The sequence below is a fragment of the Rathayibacter sp. AY1E6 genome (genome assembly GCF_002931115.1).
Taxonomy (GTDB): domain Bacteria; phylum Actinomycetota; class Actinomycetes; order Actinomycetales; family Microbacteriaceae; genus Rathayibacter.
Genome location: NZ_PSVK01000015.1, coordinates 28,314 through 46,398, shown reverse-complemented (window position 1 = coordinate 46,398; position 18,085 = coordinate 28,314). Strand labels below are relative to the sequence as shown.

Here is an 18,085-nt window from a genome sequence, read left to right as displayed (position 1 = left end):
GCCGCCCCCGGCGGCGTCCGAAGACCCCGGAGCGACGTCCCTCCCCACCCGCCTCCTCGGCCCTCTTCTCCCCGGATCCCCTCCCGGCCGTCCGACGCTCCTCTCTGCTCCTGCACGCTTCCGGCAGGAGGACGCATGGACAAGGACGAACTGGGGCGGCGCGGCGAGGAGATCGCGGCGGCGCACCTGAGAGACAACGGATTCGAGATCCTCGACCGCAACTGGCGGGTCCGCGAGGGCGAGCTCGACATCGTGGCCCGCGACGGGTCGGCACTGGTCGTGGTGGAGGTGAAGACGCGCTCGTCGACGCGCTTCGGACTGCCGGTCGAGGCCATCACGCGGGCCAAGGCGCAGCGCCTGCGCCGACTCGCCTACGCCTGGGCCGACGAGCACCACGAGCGCTCCCGGCATCTGCGGATCGACGCGGTCGGCATCGTCGCTCCCGGGGGAGTCCCGTCGCAGATCCGGCACCTGCGGGCGGTGGCCTGATGGGCCTGGGGAGGACCTCCGCGGTCGGTCTCGTCGGTTTCGCGGGAGCCGTGGTCGGGGTGGAGGCCCACTCGGCCGACGGCACCCCGGGCATGGTGATCATCGGGCTGCCCGACGCCGCGCTCGCGCAGGCGAAGGAGCGGGTGCGCTCGGCGGCGATCAACTCCGGGAGCACCATCGCCGAGTACAAGATCACCGTGAACCTCTCGCCGGCCGCGATGCCCAAGCACGGCTCCGCCTTCGATCTCGCCATCGGGCTGGCCGCGCTCGCATCGCTCCGCGAGGTCGATGCGGAGTCGGTCGCCGCGGTCGTCCACATCGGGGAGCTCGGCCTGGACGGCCGGCTGCGCTCCGTCCCGGGCGTGCTGCCCGCGGTGCTCGCGGCCGCCCGCGAGGGCAGGCGCCGCGTGATGGTCCCCGTCGAGGACCGGCTCGAGGCGGAGCTGGTCGACGGCGTCGAGGTGATCGCGGTCTCCTCGCTGGCGGCGGCCGCCGTCTGGCACGGAGCCGAGTGGGAAGTGCCGGTGCTCCCCGAGGCCGCGCCGCCGTCTGCGACGGTGTCCGAGCCGGAGGCCCGCCTCGACCTCTCCGACGTGGTGGGGAACGAGGAGGCGGCCGAGGCGATGGTCGTCGCGGCGGCGGGCGGGCACCACGTGTTCCTGCTCGGGCCTCCCGGCGCCGGGAAGACGATGCTCGCCTCGCGCTTGCCGGGCATCCTCCCCGACCTCGACGACGATGCAGCGCTCGAGGCCACCTGCATGCGCTCGCTCGTCGGAGCGCCGACCGGTGGCGCGCTGGTGCGCAGGCCGCCGTTCGAGAGTCCGCACCATTCGGCCTCGTCGGCAGCGATCGTCGGCGGGGGCAGCGGCCGCATCCGTCCCGGCGCGGTCGCCCGCGCCACCAGGGGCGTGCTGTTCCTCGACGAGGCCCCCGAGTTCTCGTCCGTCGCCCTCGACGCCTTGCGCCAGCCGCTCGAATCCGGAGTGATCCGGATCCACCGCGCGAACGCCGTCGCCGAGTTCCCCGCGCGGGTGCAGCTCGTCCTCGCGGCGAACCCGTGCCCGTGCGGCCGCTTCGGCATCCCCGGAGAGACCTGTACCTGCGCTCCCTCGGTCCGCCGCCGCTACCTCGCGCGGCTCAGCGGACCGCTGCTCGACCGCGTCGACATCCGCCTGACGGTCCGCCGCATCAGCGCGGCTCAACTGGCCGCGCGCCGAGACACGTCCGGAATGTCGACGGCTGAGGCCCGCGACCGTGTCGCCGCGGCGCGGTCCCTCGCAGCGGCTCGCCTCGCCTCCACCCCGTGGACGCTCAACTCGGAGGTCTCCGGCGCCTGGCTGCGCTCGGACGCGGTGCGCCCGACCAGTGCCGAGTCCCGCACGCTCGACCGGGCTCTGGAGCGAGGTCTGGTGACCATGCGCGGCTACGACCGGGTCCTGCGCCTGGCCTGGACGCTCGCGGACCTCGACGCAGCCGACCGGCCGAGTGCCGCCCACCTCGCGCGCGCGCTCGTCCTCCGAGGAGGTGCCGCGTGATCCGGCCCGACGCACTCTTCGACGCCGCGGAGCTCGACGCCGTTCGCCGACTGCTGCCGAGCGGTGCAGCCGAGCCCCGGTCAGCTGCCGACGGCGAGGCGACCGATGAGTCTGACGGTGGTCGGGGGTCACTCGTCGACGCTGCAGCGCGGTGCGGCTGGAACTCTCTGACCGAGCCCGGCGACTCCGTCGCAGCCCTCCTCATCGAGAGGGTCGGCGCGGCCGAGGCCTTCGCCCACGTCGTGTCCTCGTCGTCCGCGGAGGAGATCCTCGCGCCCCCGCATCGCGCTCCCTCCGACGAAGGAGGCCCGGCACCCGCGCCCCTCGACTCCGAGGTCGCCGCGCTCCAGTCGGGGCTGGCGCGCTGGCGACCGCGCCTGGACCGCAGGCTCCTGTTCCGACGTCTCGAGATCGCCGAGCGACTCGGCGCCCGGCTGCTCCTGCCCGGGGCTCCCGTGTGGCCCGAGTCGCTCGACGACCTCGGGCCGCACGCGCCACTCCTGCTCTGGCTGCGCGGTGATCCCGCCGCCTTCGATCCGCCGCACCGCCTCGCCCTCGTCGGCGCCCGCGCTGCGACCGGTTACGGCGAGCACGTGGCCGCCGAGCTCGCCGCGGGCGTCGCGGCGCGAGGCGTCTCCGTCGTCTCGGGCGGTGCCTTCGGAATCGACGCGGTCGCCCACCGCGCCGCCCTCGGTTCCGGAGGCCGGACGGTCGCCTTCCTCGCCGGGGGAGCGGACCGCCTCTATCCGACGGCTCACGCCGACCTCCTCCACCGCATCATCGCCACCCCCGGCTGCGCCGTCGCGACGGAGGTCCCGCCGGGCACCACGCCCACCCGCTGGCGATTCCTGCAGCGCAACCGCCTCATCGCCGCCTCCACCGCGGGCACCGTCGTCGTCGAGGCCGGCGCCCGCTCCGGCTCCCTCAACACCGCCGGCCACGCGGCTGCCCTGGGCCGCCCCCTCGGCGCGGTCCCGGGCCCGGTCACCAGTGCCTCCTCCGCCGGCTGCCACCGGCTCCTCCGCGAGTTCGCGGCGACCTGCGTCACGTCGCCGGCGGATGTGCTCGAACTGCTCGCCGTCGGCGACGCCGACGGATCGTGCCGAGCGCTGACCGCGGCTGAGGCGCGAGTCCTGGCCGTCGTCGAATCCGAAGGAGGCTGTGACGCCGCAACCGTCGCCCGGCTCTCCGGGGAATCGCTCGATTCGGCACTGTCGGCGCTGGGTGCGCTCCTCGCAGACGGACGCGTCCACCGTTCCGAGGACGGGGACTGGGAGCGGGCGCCCGGGTGAGCGGCCCCGCCGCCGCGGCGCTGTCGGCGGTCCGCCCTACGCTGAAGGGGCATCGGCGAGGGGAGCGGCATGGACGCCACGGCAGCAGGACACGGCGGAGAGCGCCCGCAGCTCGGGCACTTCCGCGCCGCCGACAGGGTCATCGCGCATCTGAGCGACACGCACCTGCTGGCCGACGGCGCTCCGCTCTACGGGAAGGTCGACACGGTCGCCCGCCTCGCGCAGGCGGTCGGCCGGCTGGCCGAGCGCGGCGGACGCCTGGACGCGATCGTCGTCACCGGGGACGTCGCGGACCGCGGCGAGGAGGACGCCTACCGGCGCGTGCGCGAGCAGCTCGACCCCGTGGGCGAGCGGTTCGGCTGCCCGATCGTCTGGGTGATGGGCAACCACGACGAGCGCGGAGCCTTCCGGCGGGTGCTCCTCGAGCAGGACCCGGCGGGCGCGGGACCCGTGGACCAGGTCGTCGACCTCGGCGGGCTCCGGCTCATCGCGCTCGACAGCGCGGTGCCCGGCTTCCACCACGGCGACCTCGCCGACGCCCAGCTGGCCTGGCTGAAGGACGAGCTCGCTGCACCGGCCCCGCTGGGGACGATCCTCGCCCTGCACCACCCTCCGCTGCCCACGCCGCTCGGCGCGATGACCGTGCTCGAGCTGCGGGGGATCGACCGCCTCGAGGAGGTGGTGCGCGGAACCGACGTCCGCGCGATCCTCGGCGGCCACCTGCACTACCCCACGGCTGCGACCTTCGCGGGCGTGCCCGTGCTCGTCGCCGGCGCCACCAGCTACACGATGGACCTCGGAGCGCCCGAGCGGGAGCTCGCCGGCATCGACGGAGCGCAGAGCCTCTCGCTCGTCCACGTCCACCCGGAGACGGTGGCCGCCTCGTTCGTGCCGACGGCACCGGCCCCGATCGCGACGCGGTTCGGCACCGACCTGATCGAGCGGCTCGAGGGGCTCGACGAGCAGGGGCGCATCGACCTCTGGTCGCGGATGCCGGACGGATCATGACCGGCGAGACGCTCGCCGACTCGGTCGAGCACTTCCTCCGGTACGTCCTCGACGAGCGGTCCCTCTCGCCCGCCACCGCGAAGGGCTACCGCTCCGACCTGGCGCGCCTGATCGCCCACACGGAGGAGAAGGGGCGGCTCCTCACCGCCGAGCTCGACCTCGAGCTGCTGCGCGACTGGCTCTGGCGCGAGTCGGAGTCGGGCATCGCTCGCGCGACCCTCGCCCGGCGCACCGCGGCCGTCCGCTCCTTCTCCTCCTGGGCGCATCGGACCGAGCGGCTCCCCCTCGACGTCGCCGCACGCCTCAAGACGCCCAAGTCGGGACGGACACTGCCGCGGGTCCTCACGCTCCCGCAGGCGGAACAGGTGCTCGACACGGTCGCGGCGCGAGGCGCGACCGAGGACCCGGTGGCGCTGCGGGACCTCGCGATCGTCGAGCTGCTCTACGCCTCCGGCATCCGCGTCTCCGAGCTGGTCGCCGTCGACCTGGGCGACGTCGATCTCGGCAGGCTCACCGTGCTCGTCACCGGCAAGGGCGCCAAGCAGCGGGTCGTCCCGTTCGGCGTCCCCGCGAAGGAGGCGCTCGTCGACTACCTGGAGCGCGCCCGACCCTCTCTCGCCACCGGCGACGGGAGCGGGGCCCTGCTGCTGGGACGGCGGGGCGCGCGCCTCACCCCGCGCACCGTCTACGGCGTCGTGGCGAGGCTCCTCGACGGCGGGCAGGGCTCCGGACCGTCCGGTCCGCACACCCTCCGCCACACCGCGGCGACCCATCTGCTCGACGGCGGAGCCGACCTCCGCGCCGTCCAGGAGATGCTCGGCCACGCGAGCCTGGGCACCACGCAGATCTACACCCACGTCTCGACCGAGCGGATCCGCGACGCCTACCGCCTCGCCCACCCCCGCGCCTGACCGGACGCGCGAGTCGCTGGACGCACCCTTCCGCGCCACTCGCTGAACACCCTGCGCCACGTCGTCCATCGGCAGGAGCACCGCCCGGGGGATCCCGCCGAAGAACCGCATCGGCGAGACGTAGTCGCCACCCTCGCGGACGCCGAGGTGCACGCACCTCCCGTCGCAGTGGCCGCCCGCACCCACTGCTCCGACGGGCTGGCCCGCGGTGAGGACCTGCCCGGCCGTCACCGATCCGTCGACCGGCTCGACCGTCGAGACCAGACCGTCCGCGTGCACGATGCTCACCACGGACCGGTCGACCACCCTGCCCGAGAACGACACGGTGCCCGCCGCGACGGCGACCACGGGCTGCCCGGCCGCTGCCGCGAGGTCGATCCCGCGGTGCCCGGGGGCGTAGCGGTGGGCCGGCGCGCCCCACGGCTCCACGACGGAGAAGCCCGCGACGGGGGAGATCCACCGCGGGTCGGACCGGCCGGGGGACGAGGTGGCGGCGGGCGAGGCGCCGAGAGGCGCCCCGACGAGCAGAGCGGCGAGGGCGAACACGCCCGGGCGCAGGAGTCGGGATCGGAGCATGCGGCCACCCTCCTGGAGCCGGTCCGGGACCGGTGGTCGGCCGAGCGGATCAGGGGAGGAGAGCGCGACGGGCCCGGCTGTGGAGGGAGGACATCGGCCGGGGGAGAGCGCAACCCGTCCCGGCGGTGCCGCGGCGAGGAGTAACGTGCCGGTGATCCGGCTCGGGAGCGGCACCCCGCCCCCACCGGCGGCGAGAATCGGAGACGACCATGACCAGCGGACGATCTGACACGACCAGCGGGAGAGCGGACATCCCGAACCCCTCGGCGGCGAAGCTGAAGAGGAAGGTGATCGGCCTCGCGATCGCGGCGGCGGTCGGCGGCTTCCTCTTCGGCTTCGACTCGTCGGTGGTGAACGGTGCCGTGGAGGCGGTGCAGGGCGAGTTCCAGCTCTCGGCCGCGCTGATCGGCTTCGCCGTCGCCTCCGCGCTGCTCGGCTGCGCGCTCGGCGCGTACCTCGCGGGCCGCCTCGCCGACCGCTGGGGCCGCATCAAGGTCATGCTGCTCGGCGCCGGGCTCTTCTTCATCTCCTCCATCGGCGCCGGCGCGGCGTTCGCGGTCTGGGACCTCGTGCTCTGGCGCGTGGTCGGCGGCCTCGGCATCGGCATCGCCTCCGTGATCGCTCCGACCTACATCTCGGAGATCGCGCCCAAGGCCATCCGCGGAGCCCTCGCGTCGCTGCAGCAGCTGGCGATCACGCTCGGCATCTTCGCCGCCCTGCTCTCGGACACCCTCATCGCGAACGGCGCGGACGGCGCCTCCGAGCCCTTCTGGTTCGGCGTCGCCGCCTGGCGCTGGATGTTCATCGCCTGTGCCGTGCCTGCGGTCATCTACGGCCTCCTGGCCCTGACCCTGCCGGAGTCGCCCCGCTACCTCGCGACCCGCGGCCGCTCCGAGGACGCCCGCGCGGTGCTCGCGACGGTCACGCCGCGCGACGAGGTCGACGAGGCGCTCGCGGACATCCAGAAGAAGATCGACGAGGACTCCGAGAACGCGAAGCGCTCCAGCCTCCGCGGCCCCGCCCTCGGCCTGCTCCCGGTGGTCTGGGTCGGCATCCTGCTGTCGGTGTTCCAGCAGTTCGTGGGCATCAACGTGATCTTCTACTACTCCACCTCGCTCTGGAGCGCGGTCGGATTCGACGAGTCCAACTCCTTCGCGATCTCGGTCTTCACCTCGGTCGTGAACGTCGTCGTCACCTTCGTGGCGATCTTCCTGGTCGACAAGGTCGGCCGGAAGCCGCTGCTGCTGGTCGGCTCGGCCGGCATGGCCGTCTCGCTCGCGCTGATGGCCATCGCCTTCAGCCAGTCGACGATCAGCGGAGAGGACGTCTCGCTGCCCGGCGCGTGGGGGCCGATCGCCCTCGTCTCGGCGAACGCGTTCGTCGTCTTCTTCGGTGCGACCTGGGGCCCACTGGTGTGGGTCCTCCTCGGCGAGATCTTCCCGAACCGGATCCGGGCGGCCGCCCTCGGCCTGGCGGCCTCGGCCCAGTGGATCGCGAACTTCGCCATCACGGTGACCTTCCCGATCCTCTCGCAGGACGTGTCGCTCACCCTGGCCTACGGCCTCTACGCCGCCTTCGCGGCGATCTCGTTCGTCTTCGTCTTCATGTTCGTGCCCGAGACCAAGGGCCGCTCGCTGGAGGAGATGGACACCCTGCACATCCGCACCGTGATGAAGTCGGCGCGCAAGTAGCACCGGCCTCCCGCGCCCCGACGGCCGCCCTCCCGCAGCAGCGGGGGAGGCGGCCGTCCTGGTGCTAGACTCCACGGAGCACCTCGCTCGTCGGGGTGACTACGCGCGCCCATTCGGCCTCCGCTCCCCACGGTCCCTCTCCGCTCACGCGGCCGGGGCGGGAGTGCGCCGGGCGCCAGGGCGACGTGCCGACCGGCCGTCGCAGACAACCGAACGGGAGTTCGGCGCCGTCGTGCGCCCGGGCCCCGAGACAAGGAGAACGACTCATGGCAGTCGTCACCATGCGCCAGCTGCTCGACAGCGGCGTCCACTTCGGGCACCAGACCCGTCGCTGGAACCCGAAGATGAAGCGCTTCATCCTGACCGAGCGCTCGGGCAGCTACATCATCGACCTCCAGCAGTCGCTGGCCTACATCGACAAGACCTACGACTTCGTCAAGGAGACGGTCGCCCACGGCGGCACCATCCTCTTCGTCGGCACCAAGAAGCAGGCGCAGAACGCGATCTCGGAGCAGGCGACCCGCGTCGGCCAGCCCTACGTGAACCAGCGCTGGCTCGGCGGCCTCCTGACCAACTTCCAGACGGTCTCGAAGCGCCTCGCCCGCATGAAGGAGCTGGAGGAGCTCGACTTCGACGACACGTCGAAGAGCGGCTTCACCAAGAAGGAGCTCCTCATCAAGAAGCGCGAGCTCGACAAGCTGCACAAGTCGCTCGGCGGCATCCGCAACCTCTCGAAGACGCCGTCGGCCCTCTGGGTCGTCGACACCAAGAAGGAGCACCTCGCGATCGACGAGGCCAAGAAGCTGGGCATCCCGGTCATCGGCATCCTCGACACGAACTGCGACCCGGACGAGGTCCAGTACCCGATCCCGGGCAACGACGACGCGATCCGCTCGGTGAGCCTGCTCACCCGCATCGTCGCCGACGCCGCGGCCGAGGGCCTCATCCAGCGCCACCAGAAGCCCGAGGCCGAGGGCAACGTCTCCGCCGTCGAGCCGCTGGCCGAGTGGGAGCAGGAGCTGCTCTCCACCGGTGCGCCCGCCGCCGACGTGCAGGAGCCGAACGAGCAGGCCGGCGCGGAGACCGAGAAGGTCGCCGACGCCGAGGCCGAGACCGCCGACGAGGCCGTCGTCGAGGCCGAGACCCCCGCCGCGGAGGAGGCCCCCGAGGCCGACGCCGCCGCGACCTCGACCGACGAGACCGCCACCGCCTGACACCCCGTTCCGTGACGGGGGTCGGACGCCGCACCCGCGGTCGTCCGGCCCCCGCTCGGTCGGTGCACGTTCACCACGAGTAAGAACCGCCGTCACCTCGGCGTGCTGGGCTCCTCCCGTGAGCCCGCCGCGAGTGACGGCGCCACAGGGTTTCCGAACCAAGAGGAGTTCCGAGAACATGGCAAATTTCAGCCTCGCTGACGTCAAGACGCTGCGCGAGCAGCTCGGTACCGGCATGGTCGACACGAAGAACGCGCTGGTCGAGGCCGACGGCGACCTGGACAAGGCGGTCGAGATCCTCCGCCTCAAGGGCGCCAAGGGCAACGCGAAGCGCGCCGACCGCTCGACGAGCGAGGGCCTCGTCGCCGCCGCCGAGAAGGACGGCGTCGCCACGATGATCGAGCTCGCCTGCGAGACCGACTTCGTCGCCAAGGGCACGAAGTTCATCGCCCTCGCCGACGCCGTGCTCGCCGCGGTGGTCGCCGCCGGCTCCACCACGGTCGAGGAGGCCCTCGCGGCCCCCGCCGACGGCAAGACCGTCGCCGACCTCATCAACGACGAGGCCGCGATCCTCGGCGAGAAGGTGGAGCTGCGCCGCGTGGCCTCCGTCTCGGGCGAGCACTTCGCGATCTACCTCCACAAGACGAACAAGGACCTGCCCCCGCAGGTCGGCGTGGTCGTCGGCTACGCGGGTGAGGACGCCGAGACCGCGCGCTCCGTCGCCCAGCACATCTCGTTCGCGAACCCGTCCTACCTCTCGCGCGAGGACGTGCCGCAGTCCGAGGTCGACAACGAGCGCCGCATCGTCGAGGAGATCTCGCGCGGCGAGGGCAAGCCCGAGGCCGCCCTGCCGAAGATCATCGAGGGACGCGTGAACGCGTACTTCAAGCAGGTCGCCCTGCTCGACCAGGACTACGCGAAGGACAACAAGCTGTCCGTCAGCAAGGTCCTGAGCGACGCGGGCCTGACCGTGTCGGGCTTCGCCCGTTTCAAGGTCGGCGCCTAACAGCACTGCAGGAGGGAGTCCGGGTCGTTCAGTCGACCCGGGCTCCCTTCGCTCTGCCCGGGGCGGTCCCGGGCGTGGTCGCGGGGCCCGCTCCGCGCGGGATAGGTTTGTACGGGTCTACGGGAGGAAACGTCCATGACGGAGACGGATGCGATGACGACGGGCAAGCGCCGCAGGGTGCTTCTGAAGCTGTCGGGGGAGGCGTTCGGAGCCGGCACGCTCGGCGTGAACCCGGACGTGATCAGCGCGCTGGCGCGCGAGATCGCCGATGCCGCGACCGAGGTGGAGATCTCGGTGGTCGTCGGCGGCGGCAACTTCTTCCGCGGAGCCGAGCTCTCGCAGCGCGGCATGGACCGCGGCCGGGCCGACTACATGGGCATGCTGGGCACGGTGATGAACGCCCTCGCCCTCCAGGACTTCCTCGAGCAGGCGGGCGCCGAGACGCGGGTGCAGTCCGCGATCGCGATGACGCAGGTCGCGGAGCCCTACATCCCCCGCCGGGCGATCCGGCACATGGAGAAGGGCCGCGTCGTCATCTTCGGCGCCGGCGCCGGACTCCCGTACTTCTCGACCGACACGGTCGCCGCGCAGCGCGCGCTCGAGACGCACGCCGACGTGGTCCTCGTCGCCAAGAACGGCGTGGACGGCGTGTACGACGCCGACCCGCGGACCAACCCCGACGCGAAGAAGCTCGACGCGCTGACCTACCAGGAGGCGCTCCAGCGGGGCCTCAAGGTGGTCGACTCCACCGCGTTCAGCCTCTGCATGGACAACGGCATGCCGATGCAGGTCTTCGGCATGGAGCCCTCGGGCAACGTCGCCAAGGCCATCCGCGGCGCCGAGCTCGGCACGCTCGTCTCGAACTAGACTGACCACTTCCCTCTCTTAAGGAGCTCCCTGTGATCTCGGATGTACTGGCCGACGCGAAGACCAAGATGGGCAAGGCCGTCGAGGTCGCCAAGGAGGACTTCTCCACGGTCCGCACCGGACGCGCGAACCCCGGCATGTTCCAGAAGGTGCTGGTGAGCTACTACGGCACCCCGACGCCGCTGTCGCAGCTCGCCTCGATGCAGAACCAGGAGGCCCGCACGCTCGTCCTGACGCCCTACGACAAGGGCTCGCTGCGCGACATCGAGCAGGCCATCCGGGACATGCCGAACCTCGGCGCGAACCCGACCAACGACGGCACGATCATCCGGGTGACCCTGCCGGAGCTCACCGCCGAGCGCCGCAAGGAGTTCGTCAAGATCGTCCGCACCAAGGCCGAGGACGCCAAGATCGCGGTGCGCAACATCCGCCGCAAGGGCAAGGACGACCTCGACGCGCTGAAGGGCGACATCGGCGACGACGAGCTCTCCCGCGGCGAGAAGGAGCTCGAGGCGCTCACGAAGCAGCACGTCGACGCGATCGACGAGGCGCTCAAGCGCAAGGAATCCGAACTGCTCGAGGTGTAGCGGTGCCCGAGATCCCCGAAGGACCCGAGGGCGGCGAGAAGAGACCGTCTCCGCACGTCCCGGGTGCCCGGGGATCCCGGATGGTCACCCGCGGCGCGCTGCGTGCGCGCGCCCAGCAGGGCCGGGCCGACGTCGAGCGCCAGCTCGAGGCGACCCGCGCCCAGCTCGAGGCGACGAACGACCGCCTGACCGCGCGCTCCGGCCGGAACCTCGTGTCGGCGACCGCGATCGGACTCCTCGGCGGCGGCGCGATGGTCGTCAGCCTCCTCCTGGTCAAGGAGCTCTTCATGGTGCTCGCGGGGGTGGTGGTGCTGCTCGCGGCGCTCGAGCTCTCGAACGCCCTGCGCCACGCCGGTCGCGACATCCCGCGCATCCCGACCGGGATCGTGGCGGTCGTCGCCGTGCCGGCCGCCTACTACGGCGGCCTCGGCGCCGCGTGGGCCACGGTCCTCGGCGGATCCGTCCTCGTCGGTCTCTGGCGGCTGGGGGAGCAGCTCTTCCGGCGTACCGCCTCCAGCCGGCGGGACCTCGCCCTCGACATCGGCCTCGGCGCGTTCGTCCAGGGCTACACGACCTTCCTCGGTGCCTTCGCGATCCGTCTCGTCGCCGAGCCCGGCGGCCAGCTCTGGGCGTTCGCGTTCCTGGTGCTCGTGATCGTCGTCGACACCGGCGCCTACGTGAGCGGACTCACCTGGGGCAAGCACCCGATGGCACCGCGGATCAGCCCGAAGAAGACCTGGGAGGGGTTCGCCGGTGCGGCCGTCGCGGGGGTCGTCGTCGGCGTCCTGCTCGCCCTGCTGATGCTCGGCCAGCCCTGGTGGGTCGGTGCGGTGTTCGGGGCCGTGGTGCTGCTCACCGCGACGCTCGGCGACCTCGCCGAGTCGCTGATCAAGCGCGACATCGGCATCAAGGACATGAGCTCCTGGCTGCCCGGCCACGGGGGAGTCCTCGACCGGCTGGACTCGATCCTGCCGTCGGCCGCAGCGGCCTACGTGCTGTATTTCCTCTTCGCCCACTGAGCGCACGCCTCACCGGGGCGTGCCGATTCCGCTCCCGGCGCGCGGCTTGGCATGATGTCGGGATGACCGCTCCCTTCCCCCGAGCCCGCGAGTCCCGTCCCGGCTACGACACGGCCGAGGTCGACTCCTTCCTCGCGTCGGCGCGCGAGGCCTACTCGCAGCTCTCCGGGGGACCGGCGGACCTCCGCGCCGCCGACCTGCGCCACACCGCGTTCACCCTGCGCAAGGGCGGCTACTCCGCGCCCCACGTCGATGCGGCGCTCGAGCGCCTCGAGGACGCCTTCGCCCTGCGGGAGCGCCAGTACGCGATCGCGGCCCGGGGCGAGGAGGCGTGGCTCGCGGACGCGCGGTCGACCGCCCAGGAGATCGTGAACCGGCTGGCCCGCGCTCCCCGCGAGCGGTTCACCCGGGCCGGAGCTCTCACGACGGGCTACAACATCCGCCAGGTCGACGCCTTCGCCGACCGGATCTCCGGCTACTTCCGCGACGGATCGGTGCTGACCGTGGACGACGTGCGGACCGTCTCCTTCGCCCCGCAGCGCGGCGGGTACGCCGAGGCGCAGGTCGACCTGCTGCTCGACACGGTCGTCGACGTGATGCTGGCGGTCCGCTGACCGGAGCCGGATCTGCTGGCCGATCAGGTCATCGTCCGTTATGCTTTCGTAATCGTGGCTCAGCATCCTCAGACCTCCGTCGCCCACACGCCCGCGAACCGCACCAGCGGTCGCCCGGCGGTCCCGCACCAGACCCCGGTGCGGCGCTCCTGGGCTCGGATCCCGGTGACGGTGCTGGCCTTCACGGCGTCGATCGCGTTCGCCATGGTGAACGTCGTCGATCCGTCCAGCGGCGCGGTCGCCTCCCCCTACTACCAGGCCCCGGCGCGCTTCAACGGCGACTCCGCGCAGCGGCTCGTCGTCGCGGACGCCGTCGAGCGGACCGTCCAGCGCGACTCGTTCGGCGCCGAGGCGAAGCCGACGCCCACTCCGACCCCGACGCCCACTCCGTCCGAGACTCAGACCGCCTCCGCGACCGTCGACGAGGAGGAGTCGGGCTCCGCCGAGGCCGAGACCGCCGCTCCCGTCCAGCGCGCCGCCGCTCCGGATCCCGGATCCGCGAAGGCGATCGCGTACGACATGATCGTGCAGCGCGGCTGGGCCGACAGCGAGTACGACTGCCTCGTCCTCCTCTGGAACCGCGAGTCCGGCTGGAACGTCTACGCCGAGAACAAGTCCAGCGGTGCCTACGGTATCCCGCAGGCACTCCCCGGCAGCAAGATGGCGTCGGCCGGCTCCGACTGGGCGACCAACGCGAGCACCCAGATCACCTGGGGCCTCGGCTACATCTCCGGCCGCTACGGCTCGCCCTGCGGTGCCTGGGCCCACTCCGAGTCGGTCGGCTGGTACTGATCGTTCCCCTCCGCTCGGCGCCGCGTCCGGCGGGCTGAGGCTCTCGCTACCCTGGTGCCGTGGATTACGCGCTGCTCGGGGTCGTCGGGATCATCACGGTCGTCACCGTCGCGCGGTTCTCGAGCCGCCTCGGGATCGCCGCACCGCTGCTCCTGGTCGTCATCGGTATCGGCGCGTCCTACCTCCCCGGGGTCCCGGACATCGAGGTCGAGCCTGAGCTGATCCTCGCGGGCGTGCTGCCGCCGCTGCTGTACTCGGCCGCGATCCAGGTGCCCCTCACCGACTTCCGGCGGAACCTGCGCTCGATCTTCGGGCTCTCGGTGCTGCTGGTCGTCGTGACCGCCCTCGTGGTCGGCGGCTTCCTCTACCTCGTGTTCCCCGATCTGAGCCTGCCCGCAGCGATCGCTCTGGGCGCCGTCGTGAGCCCGACCGACGCGGTGGCCGCGACCTCGATCGGCAAGAAGCTCGGACTCCCGCCCCGCCTGGTGACGGTGCTCGAGGGCGAGAGCCTCGTGAACGACGCGTCGGCGCTGGTGCTGCTGCGCGCCGCGACGGCTGCGGCGGCCGTGGTCGGCGCCTCCGTCACGACCGACGCGATCGACGTGGGCGAGGTGGGGGTCCTCTTCGTCTACTCCGTCCTGATGGCGATCGTCCTCGGACTGGTGATGGGCGTGCTCACCGTCTTCGTTCGCTCGAAGCTGCGGGACCCGGTGCTCGACACCGCCGTGTCCTTCGCCGTGCCGTTCCTGGCCTACATTCCGGCCGAGGAGCTGGGCGCGTCCGGGGTGCTCGCCGTCGTGGTCACCGGGATCTACACGGGGCACAACAGCGCGCGTTTCCTCTCGCCGCAGTCGCGGATCAGCGAGCGGGTGAACTGGCGGACGGCGCAGTTCCTGCTCGAGAACGGCGTCTTCCTGCTCATGGGCGCCGAGATCAAGGCGATCGTCTCCGGGGTCGTGGACCCGGGCGAGTTCGGAGTGGGCACCGCGGTGCTGCTGGGTCTGGCCACCGTGGTCATCCTGATCGTGCTGCGGGCCCTCTTCGTGTGGCCGCTGCTCCTGTGGCTGCGCAGCTCCGGTCGGCGGGCGGAGCGGATCAACCGGCGGCTGGCGGTGGGCCTCATGCGACTGCGCAACAGCGCCACCAGCGATGAGCGCTTCCGGCGGCGGCAGGTGCGAGCGGAGCGGCTCTACCTCCGGCGCGAGACCGACCTGGCCGCGACCACGAGCGAGGCGTTCGGCTGGCGCGGCGGAGTCGTCCTGTCCTGGTCCGGGATGCGCGGCGTGGTCACGCTCGCCGCGGCCCAGTCGCTGCCGGACGAGACTCCCTACCGCTCCCAGCTGATCCTGATCGCCTTCACCGTCGCCGTCGTGACGCTGCTCCTGCAGGGTGCGACGCTCCCGGCGCTGATCCGGCTCACCGGCATCCAGGGCACCGACGGAGAGGCCGACCGCCGCGAGCTCGCGACGCTGCTCGACGAGGTCGCGGCCACGGGCATCCAGGCCCTCCCCGAGGCGGTGGCGGAGCTGCCCGACGGCGAGGCGGGCGAGCGCGTCCTCGAGCGCGTGCGCCGCGACACTCTGACCCGCTCGCAGGTGGCGTGGGAACAGGTCGGCCGCGCGGAGGACGCGCCGCTCGGCCCGCACGCGCAGTACCTGCGGCTGCGCCGAGCGGTCCTGCTCGCCGAGCGGGAGGCACTGCTGGACGCCCGGGGGCGCGGGGTCTACTCCTCGCGGACGCTGCGGCGGGCGCAGCTGATGCTCGACGCCGAGGAGACCCGGCTCGAGATGGACGACAGCTCCCACTGACGGAAGGGGCACGGCGGCGGCCTCCTAGACTGGGGGGATGCCGCGCAGCAACAGACCCCGGGGCGGCCGCCGTGACGACGACGACGAGCAGCGCGACCTCTCGCAGATGCTCGCCGGCTTCCGGCGCACCGAGTCCCACGCCGGTCGGGAGTGGAACGTCCAGCCCGTCTCCGCAGCGCGGGCCGTGAAGAACTACCTCTGCCCGGGCTGCGGGCTCACCATCGACATCGGCCAGCCGCACCTGGTCACCTGGCGGGCCGACGGCGCGCTCGGCGACGCGGCCGACCTGGCCGGCCGCCGCCACTGGCACACGCACTGCTGGAGAATCCGAGGAGCACGATGACCCACGAGATCCGCGGAGGCGTCGTCCTCCCCGCCCGTCGCGAGGACATCGAGCTGCACACGGCCGACGGGCTGACCCTTGTCGGGGAGCTCGCGCTGCCCCTGGAGCGCGAGCCGGTCGCGACCCTGGTCACCCTGCATCCGCTGCCCACCCACGGCGGCTTCATGGACTCGCACATCCTGCGGAAGGCCGCCGCCCGCCTGCCCGCGCTCGCCGACCTGGCGGTCCTCCGCTTCAACACCCGCGGCACCGCGTCGCCGCGCGGCACGAGCGAGGGCGCGTTCGGACACGGCACCGAGGAGCGCGCCGACGTCGCCGCAGCCTTGGCGCTCGTCGCGGAGCGCGGACTGCCGCACCCCTGGCTGGTCGGCTGGTCCTTCGGCACCGAGCTCGCGCTGAAGTGGGGGAGGGAGCACCCCGTCGAGGGAGCGATCCTGCTCTCGCCGCCGCTGCACCGCACGAGCGCGGAGGAGGTCGCCGCCTGGGGCGAGGACGGCCGCCCGCTCGTGGCGCTCGTCCCGGAGTTCGACGACTACCTGCGGCCGGAGGCGGCTGCCGAGCGCTTCGCGAGCGTGCCGCAGCTGGACCTCGTCGCTGTGGAGGGCGGGAAGCACCTCTGGGTCGGCGAGGCGCAGACCCGGCGCGTCCTCGACGAGATCGTGCGCGTGGTCGCGCCCGCCTCGTCCCCGCTGCCGACGGAGTGGGCGGGCGAGCTCGGCTGAGCCCGCCCGCCCAGCGACCGCTTAGCGGCCGGACGAGCCGCCGTCGGAGCCGCTGCCGTCAGGGCTGCTGCCGTCGGAGCCGTCGCCGTCGCTGTCGTCCGCGAGTCCGTCGATGTGGCCGATGAGCCCGCGCAGTCCCGACACGTAGCCGGCGATCGCGTCGCGCTCGGTGCGGATCTCGTCGAGGCGCCGCTCGGCGGTGTCCATCAGCTCGCGGCTGCGGCGCTCCGCGTCCGCGACGAGCTTCTGCGCCTGGTCGCGCGCGTCGTCGAGGAGGGCGTCGGAGTCGTCCTGAGCCTTCCGGCGCAGTCGCGTCGTGTCGTCGAGGGCGTCGCTGCGGAGGGCGTCCGCCTCGAGGCGCTTGTCGTTCGCGCGTCGGATGGCGTCGGCGAGCTGCAGGTTCGACTCGTCGAGGTAGCGCTGGGTCTGCGCGACGGCCTCCTGGTGGCGGAGCAGGTCGTCGCGGTCGGCCTCCTCGCGGCGCGCGGCGAGCTCGACCACCAGGTCGATCCGGGCCTGCTCGACCTCGCGCGAGAGCGCAGCGGCCTCGTCGGCGGACGCGGCACGCAGGCCCGCCAGCTCGGCGTCGAGCACGGCGACGGCCTCGGCGCGCTCCTGGGTGAGCCGGGTGCGCTGGTCGGCGATCTCGCGGGCGCCCTCGGCGCGGGCGGCGGCGACCTCGGCGTCGAGCGCGGCGCGGGTCGAGAGCACCTCGGCCTCGACCGCCGCGCGAGCCTGGGCGACCTCGGCCTCGACGGCCGCCCGGAGCCGGTCGACCTCGGAGGCGACCTCGGCCCGCAGGAGCTCGTTGGCCTGGGCGAGGCGAGCGGCCTCGGCGCGGGCGACCTCGATCTCGCGGGCGGCGACGGCGCGCATCTCCGCAGCCTCGCGCTCGGCCTCGGAGCGGATCGCGGCGGCCTCGCGCTTCGCGGTGGCGCGGGTCTCGGCGGCCTCGGTCGCCACGGTGCCGCGGATCGCGGCGGCCTCGCGGACGGCGTCCTGGGTCATCACGTCGCGGTCGTCGGCGGCCTTGCCGAGCGTCGCCGCGGCCTGCGCCTCGGACTCGTCGCGGGTCCGGTCCGCACGGCGGCGCGCCTCGGTCACCAGGCGCTCGGCCTCGTCGCGCGCCTCCTGGATGATGCGGTCGCCGTCGTCGCGGGTGGAGCGGCGGAGGGCGGAGGCGTCGTTCTCGGCCTGGGCGATGATCCGCTCGGACTGCTCCTCGGCCACGCGCAGGGTGTGCTCGAGCTTGGCGCCCAGGCCGGCGTAGGTGGGAGTGCCGACCTGCTGCAGCTCCTTCTCGAGGCCCTCGATCCGGGAGGACAGGCGCTTCACCTCGCGGCCGCTCTCGGCCGCCTGGGTGTTCGAGTGGATGAGCTCGCGGCGCAGGCCCTGGACGGCCTTGTCGACCTCGTCCCGGTCGTAGCCACGGAACACCTGGGTGAATTCGGCCTCGTCGTTCGCCACGTCGTCTCCTTCAGAGCAGGACCGCGGTGGGGCTCGCGGCACTGGGAAAGTGTATTCAGCAGGGAGGCCGCGGCCGGGGCGACACCCGCACCGCGCGCCGCTCGGGCCGCACTCTCGGCTTCTCCCGGGCATCGGAGCGAGGGC

17 protein-coding genes and 1 pseudogene are annotated in these 18,085 nt (G+C 72.9%); 16 read left to right on the top strand and 2 right to left on the bottom strand.

The window, feature by feature from the left end:
• The first annotated feature begins 135 nt into the window (after positions 1 to 135).
• The 5 genes from C5C46_RS12200 (at position 136) to C5C46_RS12180 (ending at position 5,235) form a co-directional block, all read left to right on the top strand.
• On the top strand, positions 136 to 489 hold the full coding sequence (locus C5C46_RS12200; protein ID WP_104223901.1) for a YraN family protein: 354 nt from the start codon (positions 136 to 138) through the stop codon (positions 487 to 489).
• A complete protein-coding gene (locus tag C5C46_RS12195; RefSeq protein WP_104226869.1) occupies positions 489 to 2,024 on the top strand; it encodes a YifB family Mg chelatase-like AAA ATPase in 1,536 nt (511 codons plus the stop codon). The genes C5C46_RS12200 and C5C46_RS12195 overlap by 1 nt, the downstream gene beginning before the upstream one ends.
• The gene (dprA, locus tag C5C46_RS12190) at positions 2,021 to 3,316 is read left to right on the top strand and encodes a DNA-processing protein DprA (protein WP_258059469.1); all 1,296 of its coding nucleotides are present in this window, start codon (positions 2,021 to 2,023) and stop codon (positions 3,314 to 3,316) included. Before C5C46_RS12195 ends, dprA begins: the two co-directional genes overlap by 4 nt.
• Before the next feature lie 69 nt (positions 3,317 to 3,385).
• The gene (locus C5C46_RS12185; protein WP_104226868.1) at positions 3,386 to 4,324 is read left to right on the top strand and encodes a phosphodiesterase; all 939 of its coding nucleotides are present in this window, start codon (positions 3,386 to 3,388) and stop codon (positions 4,322 to 4,324) included.
• The gene (locus tag C5C46_RS12180) at positions 4,321 to 5,235 is read left to right on the top strand and encodes a tyrosine recombinase XerC (protein WP_104226867.1); all 915 of its coding nucleotides are present in this window, start codon (positions 4,321 to 4,323) and stop codon (positions 5,233 to 5,235) included. The genes C5C46_RS12185 and C5C46_RS12180 overlap by 4 nt, the downstream gene beginning before the upstream one ends.
• A gap of 123 nt (positions 5,236 to 5,358) precedes the next feature.
• Here C5C46_RS12180 and C5C46_RS12175 read toward each other — a convergent pair.
• A pseudogene (locus tag C5C46_RS12175) lies at positions 5,359 to 5,811 on the bottom strand (murein hydrolase activator EnvC family protein); the annotation flags it as partial.
• Between the two features lie 209 nt (positions 5,812 to 6,020).
• On the opposite strand from C5C46_RS12175, the gene C5C46_RS12170 reads away from it, so the two are divergent.
• The 11 genes from C5C46_RS12170 (at position 6,021) to C5C46_RS12120 (ending at position 16,474) form a co-directional block, all read left to right on the top strand.
• Positions 6,021 to 7,502 (top strand): sugar porter family MFS transporter, encoded by a 1,482-nt coding sequence (locus C5C46_RS12170; RefSeq protein ID WP_104223897.1) that lies wholly within the window; start codon positions 6,021 to 6,023, stop codon positions 7,500 to 7,502.
• Positions 7,503 to 7,768: 266 nt separating this feature from the next.
• Entirely contained in the window at positions 7,769 to 8,716 is a 948-nt protein-coding gene (gene rpsB / locus C5C46_RS12165) for a 30S ribosomal protein S2 (protein WP_104223896.1), read from the top strand.
• 178 nt (positions 8,717 to 8,894) lie between these two features.
• On the top strand, positions 8,895 to 9,722 hold the full coding sequence (gene tsf / locus C5C46_RS12160; protein WP_104223895.1) for a translation elongation factor Ts: 828 nt from the start codon (positions 8,895 to 8,897) through the stop codon (positions 9,720 to 9,722).
• 153 nt (positions 9,723 to 9,875) lie between these two features.
• The gene (pyrH, locus tag C5C46_RS12155; RefSeq protein WP_374952923.1) at positions 9,876 to 10,589 is read left to right on the top strand and encodes a UMP kinase; all 714 of its coding nucleotides are present in this window, start codon (positions 9,876 to 9,878) and stop codon (positions 10,587 to 10,589) included.
• 32 nt (positions 10,590 to 10,621) lie between these two features.
• On the top strand, positions 10,622 to 11,176 hold the full coding sequence (gene frr / locus C5C46_RS12150; RefSeq protein ID WP_104223893.1) for a ribosome recycling factor: 555 nt from the start codon (positions 10,622 to 10,624) through the stop codon (positions 11,174 to 11,176).
• 80 nt (positions 11,177 to 11,256) lie between these two features.
• Entirely contained in the window at positions 11,257 to 12,195 is a 939-nt protein-coding gene (locus C5C46_RS12145; RefSeq protein WP_104226866.1) for a phosphatidate cytidylyltransferase, read from the top strand.
• Positions 12,196 to 12,257: 62 nt separating this feature from the next.
• Positions 12,258 to 12,809, top strand: a complete 552-nt coding sequence (locus C5C46_RS12140; RefSeq protein WP_104226865.1) for a DivIVA domain-containing protein — start codon at positions 12,258 to 12,260, stop codon at positions 12,807 to 12,809.
• Between the two features lie 54 nt (positions 12,810 to 12,863).
• The gene (locus C5C46_RS12135) at positions 12,864 to 13,601 is read left to right on the top strand and encodes a lytic transglycosylase domain-containing protein (RefSeq protein ID WP_258059467.1); all 738 of its coding nucleotides are present in this window, start codon (positions 12,864 to 12,866) and stop codon (positions 13,599 to 13,601) included.
• 59 nt (positions 13,602 to 13,660) lie between these two features.
• Complete coding sequence (locus tag C5C46_RS12130; protein ID WP_104226863.1) at positions 13,661 to 15,409, top strand: sodium:proton antiporter; 1,749 nt, start codon at positions 13,661 to 13,663, stop codon at positions 15,407 to 15,409.
• 37 nt (positions 15,410 to 15,446) lie between these two features.
• Entirely contained in the window at positions 15,447 to 15,752 is a 306-nt protein-coding gene (locus C5C46_RS12125; RefSeq protein WP_181027199.1) for a hypothetical protein, read from the top strand.
• A complete protein-coding gene (locus tag C5C46_RS12120; RefSeq protein WP_104226862.1) occupies positions 15,749 to 16,474 on the top strand; it encodes an alpha/beta hydrolase in 726 nt (241 codons plus the stop codon). The genes C5C46_RS12125 and C5C46_RS12120 overlap by 4 nt, the downstream gene beginning before the upstream one ends.
• Positions 16,475 to 16,495: 21 nt before the next feature.
• On the opposite strand, the gene C5C46_RS12115 is transcribed toward C5C46_RS12120, so the two are convergent.
• Complete coding sequence (locus C5C46_RS12115; protein ID WP_104226861.1) at positions 16,496 to 17,941, bottom strand: DivIVA domain-containing protein; 1,446 nt, start codon at positions 17,939 to 17,941, stop codon at positions 16,496 to 16,498.
• Between the last annotated feature and the right edge of the window lie 144 nt (positions 17,942 to 18,085).